Genomic DNA, 6,974 nt, shown 5'->3' on the forward strand with positions numbered 1-6,974 from the left:
GCCGGGGGAGGGGGACGCTTACTCTCGTCAGCGGATCGGCTTGGCACGTGACACGTCGTTCAGCCATTGCAGCGCACATTGCGCGCACTCGCGGTCCGCCAGAAAGAGAAAAGAGAGACCAAGGAGACAATCAGTATGGGAATCCAGAAACGGGTTCGACCGGCCCATGCCTTGCGCACGCGGCAAACGCGTGTTGTGGCGGCAGTCGTGGCCTTAATCGCGGGGCTGCAGGGCAGCGCGAATGCGTTCGAGATCGACACCGGCAACGACGACCTGCAGGTGCGCCTCGACAATACCGTGCGCTACAACCTCGGCTACCGGGTCGAAGGCCAGAGCCCGGCAATCCTCGCCACGCCCAACTCGGACGACGGCGACCGCAACTTCAGGCCGCGCAGCATCATCACCAATCGCGTCGACCTGCTGACCGAGTTCGACGTGGTGTACAAGAAGTTCGGCGGGCGCGTGTCGGCTGCTTCGTGGTACGACCACGCCTACTCGGGCGGGCTCGACAACACCAGTCTCGCCACGTCGAACCACCTCGTCAACGGACAACCGGCCTTCGGTCTCTCGCCCTATGCGGACCGCTACTACAACGGGCCGTCCGGCGAATTCCTGGATGCCTTCGTCTTCGGGACCGTCGATGTCGGCACCATGCCGCTGACCGTACGTCTCGGGCGCCACAACGTGTACTGGGGCGAGACACTGACGAACGCGATCCACGGCATCAACTACGGCCAGGCGCCCCTGGATCTCGCCAAGGCGCAAGCCACACCGGGCATCGAGGTGAAGGAACTGGCGCGGCCGCGCACGCAGTTGTCGGCACAGCTCCAGGCCACACCCGAGCTTTCCGTCGCCGGCCAGTATTTCTTTCGCTACGAGCCGGCCCGCCTGCCGGAAGCCGGGACGTACTATGGCGCGTCGGACCTGCTGCAGAACGGCGGCGAGTCGTTCATCCTCGCGCCCGGCGTGCGCGCGCTGCACGGCACCGACATCCTCCCGCGGAACCACGGCGACTGGGGCGTCGCCACTCGCTGGAGCCCGGAATGGCTCCAGGGCACGGTGGGCGTCTACGTGCGCAAGTTCTCCGACATCCTGCCACAGACGGTCCTGAAGGCCACGGCGCCGCGCCAGTACTTCCTGACGTACGCGGACAACATCGACATGTACGGCCTGAGCCTGGCGAAGAACATCGCCGGCATCAGCGTCGGCATGGACATGAACTACCGCAAGAACATGCCACTGTCGAGCGACGCGGTGCAAGTCACGTCGCTGTCGCGCCTGCCCGCGCCGGGCGACGTGCTGGGCGCACGGGGCGACACGCTGCACATGACGCTCAACGCCATCGGGTCGCTCAACGCCACGCCGCTGTGGAACAGCGCCTCGTGGAATGCCGAACTGGCGTGGAGCCGGCTGGTGTCGGTGACCAGCGATCCGAACCGAGTCTTCAAGGGGCGCGCCGGGTACACGGCCATCGACCGCGTCTCCAAGGACTTCGTCGGCGTTTCCATGGGGTTCACGCCGCTCTGGTACCAGGTCTTCCCCGGCGCGGACCTGTCGATGCCGGTCAACTTCTCCATTGGCCTTTCGGGCAATTCGGCCGTCAGCTCCGGCGGCAACAAGCACGCGGGCAGCTATTCGGTGGGCTTCGGCCTGGACTTGTACAACAAGTACCGCTTTGACCTGAAGTACGTCGATGCATTCGCCAACTTCACCACCAATCCGGCAACCGGCGGGGTGCTGGTATCCAACGGCAGCGGCGCACTGCTGCGCGACCGCGGCGCCGTCTATCTGACCTTCAAGACCACTTTCTAAGTCGAGGTACATATCATGACGAGACTGATTGCTGCATTGATCGGCGCCGGAGTCCTGGCGTCGCAAGCGGGCGCGGCGCATGCCGCCGTGCCGGCGGAAGAGGCCAGGAAGCTGGGCACGACCCTGACGATGGTCGGCGCGGAAAAGGCCGGCAACAAGGATGGCACCATCCCCGAATACACCGGCGGGCTGACCACGCCGCCGGCCGGCTATGTGAAGGGCAGTCCGGTACGCCCGGACCCGTTCGCCAGCGAGAAGCCCATGTTTTCCATCGATGCGAAGAATGCGGAGAAGTATGCCGACAAGCTGACCGAGGGCACCAGGGCCCTGATGAAGGCCTACGCGGACTACCGTATCGACGTCTACAAGACGCACCGCACCGCAGCCGTGCCGAAGTTCGTGCAGGAAAACTCGGTGAAGAACGCCACGCGGGCAAAGCTCGGCGACGACTATTCCATGCAGGGCGCGCGCGCCGGCGTGCCGTTCCCGATCCCGAAGAACGGGACCGAGGTCATGCTGAACCACATCACCCGTTACCAGGGGATGCAGGTCGTGGCGCCGAAGTTCTCGGCGTACAACGTGGATGCGTCGGGCAAGGTCGTGCTGTCGTCGCAGGGCAAGTGGACCGCCGAACTGCCGTTCTACGATCAGTCCAACGGCGAAGCGGATCCGACCAACATCACGCGCGCACGCGGCAACTACACCGGACCGGCGCGCCGTGCGGGGGAGGCCATCCAGACCACCGAGCCGCCGGGCATGACGCCGCGCAGGACGTACCAGTACCTGCCGGGCCAGCGCCGTGTCCGGCTCGCGCCTGACCTTGCCTACGACACGCCCAACTCCAGCACGTCCGGCATGTCGACCTACGACGACGTCAACCTGTTCAGCGGCAAGCTCGACCGCTTCGACTGGAAGCTGGTCGGCAAGAAGGAAATCTACGTACCGTACAACGCCTACCGCTTTGTCTATGCCGACAAGCCGGAGGACGTGTTCGGGCCGAAGTTCATCAATCCGGACTACGTCCGTTGGGAACTGCATCGTGTCTGGGTGGTTGAAGCCACGGTGAAGGAGGGCAAGCGCCATATCTACGCGAAGCGCACCTATTACGTAGACGAGGATAGCTGGGCGGCGCTGGCCGTCGACCAGTACGACGCGCGCGGCCAGTTGTGGCGTCCGGGCTTCTCTTACTTCACGGAAGTCTACGATGCACCCGCGATCAACACCCTCGCGGTCGGCCACTACGACCTGATCGGCGGGACGTACTACATCAATCTCTGGCCGGGCAAGTCGGGAATGATCGTCTCGGACACCATGGCTCCCGACAGCGCCTGGGGGCCCGACGCCCTCACCGGTGCGGGCGTGCGCTGACGCTGGCAGGCGCCGATGCGGGGCCGGTACATCCGGCCTCGCACGCTGAGGGCCTGGCCACGCGGACATCCCGGTGGCCTCGACCACGATAAGAAGATGGAGCGAGACATGCAGTACATAGCTTTCCTGACGCCGCTGGTCGTCAGCGTCCTGACGATTTCCGGCGCGTCCGTCGCCGGGCCGGTGTTCCAGTCGCCGCTTGTGGTGCCGGCCACGAAGAGCGCGCTGGCCCTGCGCGGTACCCTCAATGCGGCGGGCACTGCTGGCCAGCGGCTGGTCGTCGCCGGCCAGCGCGGCCATATCCTGTATTCCGACGACGGCGCGACCTGGCTCCAGGCCAAGGTGCCGGTCAGTTCGGACCTGACGGCCTTGTACTTCGCCTCCGCCAGCGAGGGTTGGGCCGTCGGCCACGAGGGCGTGATCCTGCATACGGCTGACGGCGGCGCCACGTGGACGAAGCAGCTCGACGGCAAACAGGCCGCCGAGCTGCTGGTCAAGGCCTACGGGAAGCCCGCCAATGCGTCCGACCCGGCCGCGCAGCGCCTGCGGCAAGACGCCGAGACCTTCGCCGCCCAGGGCGCCGACAAGCCCTTCCTCGACGTCTGGTTCGAGGACACCCGCAGGGGCTTCGCGGTCGGCGCGTTCAACCTGATCCTGCGCACCGAGGACGGCGGCAACACATGGACGCCCTGGATGGACCGCGTCAACAACCCAAAGGGCTTGCACATGTATGGCATCCGCCCCGCGGGCGGCTCCGTGTTCATCGCCGGGGAGCAGGGCCTAGTGCTGAAGTACGACCGCGCGCAGCAGCGCTTTGTCAAGGTCGACCTGCCTTATCAGGGCACGCTGTTCGGCGTCACTGGCACCGACCGGACGGTCGTGGTGTACGGCCTGCGCGGGAATGCCCTGCGCAGCGCGGACGGGGGCGCGAGCTGGATGAAGATCGAGACCGGTGTCACGACCGGGCTGTCGAGCGGCCTCGTGCGTCGCGATGGCGCAATTGTGCTGGCCAGCCAGGCCGGGCAGGTGCTGGTGAGCACCGACGATGGCGCCAGCTTCCGTCGCGTCCCGGTTGCCACTGCCGAACCGACCTTCGCGCTGGCCGACGCCGGCAATGGCGTCCTGGCCCTCGCGGGGCTGGGCGGCGTACGGGTGGAAGCCCCGAAGTAATCCGGTGGAGGGAAGAGACCCCATGGCAACGAATCACATTGACGACATGCCGGCAATCCGCGAGCTGAAGGATTTCGACCGCGACTCCGGCAACCGCTTTGAGCGGCTTATCTTCAACCACCGGCTGCTGCTCGTGCTCGCCTGCGTGCTGGCGACCCTGGTCCTGGGCTTCCAGGCCAGCCGCCTGCCCCTGAACGCGGCGTTCGAGAAGACCATCCCGCAGAGCCAGCCGTATATCAGGAACTACCTCGACAACAAGAGCGAACTGAAAGGCCTTGGCAATGCAATCCGCGTCGTCGTCGAGAACAAGCGCGGCGACATCTTCGCCCCGGCCTACCTGCAGGCGCTGAAACAGATCAACGACGAACTGTTCCTGACGCCGGGAGTCGATCGTCCCAACGTCAAGTCGCTGTGGATGCCGGTGGTGCGTTGGAACGAGGTGACGGAAGAAGGCTTCATGGGCGGACCCGTGATGCCGGACAACTACAACGGCTCGCCGCGGCATACGGAGCAGTTGCGCCAGAACATCTCCCGCGCCCAGATCCTCGGCAGCATCGTGGGCAACGATTACAAGTCGAGCATGATCTTCGTGCCGCTGCTCGACAAGGACGCACGCACTGGCGCGGCGCTGGACTATCGCGACCTGTCGCGGCGGCTGGAAAGCCTGCGCGAGCGATATGCCAGGACCGATGGCGTCGATCTCGATATCCACATCGTTGGCTTCGCCAAGGTGGTGGGGGATCTGCTCGACGGTCTGCGCCAGATGATGGTCTACTTTGTGGTCGCCGCCATCATCGCCGCGCTGATCATCTTCGGCTGGACACGTTGCGTGCGCAGCACGCTGCTGGTGCTGGCCTGCTCGCTGGTGGCCGTGCTGTGGCAGCTCGGGCTGGTGGCCGCGCTCGGCTATGAACTCGATCCATACTCGATCCTGGTGCCGTTCCTCGTGTTCGCCATTGGCGTGTCGCATGGCGCGCAGAAGATGAACGGCATCATGCAGGACGTTGGCCGCGGCACGCACAAACTGGTGGCGGCACGCTACACGTTCCGCCGGCTGTTCCTGGCCGGCCTGACGGCGCTGGCGGCCGACGCGGTCGGCTTCGCGGTGCTGATGCTGATCGACATCCCGGTGATCAAGGACCTCGCCATCACGGCCAGTCTTGGCGTGGCGCTGCTGGTGTTCACGAACCTGATGCTGCTGCCGGTGCTGCTGTCTTATACGGGCGTGAGCCAGAAGGCGGCGGCGCGCGCGTTGCGTGCCGAGCAGCAGCAGGAAGGCGGCCTCTGGCAATGGCTGGAGCGGTTCACGGAACGCCGCCGTGCCGTCATCGTGACGTTGCTCTCGCTTGCGCTCGCCGCAGCCGGCTTCGCGGTCAGCACCCAATTGAAGATCGGCGACCTCGACGCCGGCGCGGCCGAGCTGCGCCCGGATTCGCGCTACAACCGCGACAACGCCTACATCACCAGCAGATATTCGCTGTCGTCGGACCAGTTTGCGGTCATCGTGAAGACCCGGGCCGAAGGCTGCCTCGAGTACGCGACGCTGATGGAGGCGGACCGCCTTGGCTGGCTGCTGCAGCAGGTGCCGGGCGTGCAGACGACCGTGTCGCTGCCCGATGCGGTACGCAAGATCACCGCCGGCACCTACGAGGGCAGCAGCAAGTGGCTGACCATATCGCCCAATCAGGACGTGCTCAACTACGCCGCGCGGACGGCCAGCACAAGTAATCCCGACCTGTTCAACAACGAGTGCTCGGTGATGCCGGTGGTGGCGTATCTCGCTGACCACAAGGCGCAGACGCTGGACCGCGTGGTCAGGGTGGCGGATGAGTTCGCCCGCGCGCATAGCACGCCGGAGCGGCAGTTCCTGCTGGCAGCGGGCAGCGCTGGCATCGAGGCAGCCACCAACATCGTGGTGAAGCAGGCCAACATCACGATGCTGTTGTATGTGTACGCGGCGGTGATCGTGCTGTGCTTTATCACCTTCCGCAACTGGCGCGCAGTGATCGTGGCCGTGGTGCCGCTGGCCATTACGTCGATCCTGTCCGAGGCGCTGATGGTCGCGCTGGGCATGGGCGTGAAGGTGGCGACGCTGCCGGTGATTGCGCTGGGGGTGGGCATCGGTGTGGACTACGCGTTGTACCTCTTGTCGATCCAGCTTCAGCACCAGCGCGCCGGCGCGTCGCTGGCGGACGCGTACCGCCATGCCCTGCGCTTTACCGGCAAGGTGGTCGCGCTTGTCGGCGTGACCCTGGCCGCTGGCGTGGTGACCTGGGCGTGGTCGCCGATCAAGTTCCAGGCCGACATGGGCGTCCTGCTGACGTTCATGTTCCTGTGGAATATGGTCGGGGCACTGGTGCTGATTCCGGCGCTGTCGCACTTCCTGCTCCAGCGGGTCGGCGGCACGGACGCCAGCGGCGAGGCCGAGCCGGCCGTGCTGCAGTCGTGCGGCGCGGCGAGTGCCGAGTGCGCCTGACGTTTATGCGGCCGTGGCGGTGGCCGCGGCCGCATTCATAATTTATTTGTAGTGACCAGAAGGGGTAAGACGATGACGATTCGCTTCGACGGCCGGGTGGCCATTGTGACGGGAGCCGGCAACGGCCTGGGCCGCGTGCACGCGCTGG

Annotated in this window: 4 protein-coding genes; all 4 read left to right on the plus strand. The window is 65.7% G+C overall.

The features are described from left to right. Positions 1-135 precede the first annotated feature (135 nt). The 4 genes from AC3WRR_RS35870 (at position 136) to AC3WRR_RS35885 (ending at position 6,826) form a co-directional block, all read left to right on the plus strand. A complete protein-coding gene (locus tag AC3WRR_RS35870) occupies positions 136-1,812 on the plus strand; it encodes a DUF1302 domain-containing protein (protein ID WP_058698932.1) in 1,677 nt (558 codons plus the stop codon). A 15-nt stretch (positions 1,813-1,827) separates the two neighbouring features. Continuing rightward, on the plus strand, positions 1,828-3,180 hold the full coding sequence (locus tag AC3WRR_RS35875; RefSeq protein WP_058698933.1) for a DUF1329 domain-containing protein: 1,353 nt from the start codon (positions 1,828-1,830) through the stop codon (positions 3,178-3,180). A 108-nt stretch (positions 3,181-3,288) separates the two neighbouring features. Beyond that, on the plus strand, positions 3,289-4,350 hold the full coding sequence (locus tag AC3WRR_RS35880; protein WP_492299554.1) for a WD40/YVTN/BNR-like repeat-containing protein: 1,062 nt from the start codon (positions 3,289-3,291) through the stop codon (positions 4,348-4,350). 22 nt (positions 4,351-4,372) lie between these two features. Continuing rightward, complete coding sequence (locus tag AC3WRR_RS35885; RefSeq protein WP_058698935.1) at positions 4,373-6,826, plus strand: efflux RND transporter permease subunit; 2,454 nt, start codon at positions 4,373-4,375, stop codon at positions 6,824-6,826. The last annotated feature ends 148 nt before the right edge of the window (positions 6,827-6,974 follow it).

Source organism: Cupriavidus sp. FW305-3-2-15-C-LB2, assembly GCF_058787575.1.

What these genes read in the sequence shown, in the direction of transcription:
- AC3WRR_RS35885 (WP_058698935.1), top strand. Translation starts at nt 4,373, where the DNA reads ATGGCAACGAATCACATTGACGACATGCCGGCAATCCGCGAGCTGAAG.
- AC3WRR_RS35875 (WP_058698933.1), top strand. Translation starts at nt 1,828, where the DNA reads ATGACGAGACTGATTGCTGCATTGATCGGCGCCGGAGTCCTGGCGTCG.
- AC3WRR_RS35870 (WP_058698932.1), top strand. Translation starts at nt 136, where the DNA reads ATGGGAATCCAGAAACGGGTTCGACCGGCCCATGCCTTGCGCACGCGG.
- AC3WRR_RS35880 (WP_492299554.1), top strand. Translation starts at nt 3,289, where the DNA reads ATGCAGTACATAGCTTTCCTGACGCCGCTGGTCGTCAGCGTCCTGACG.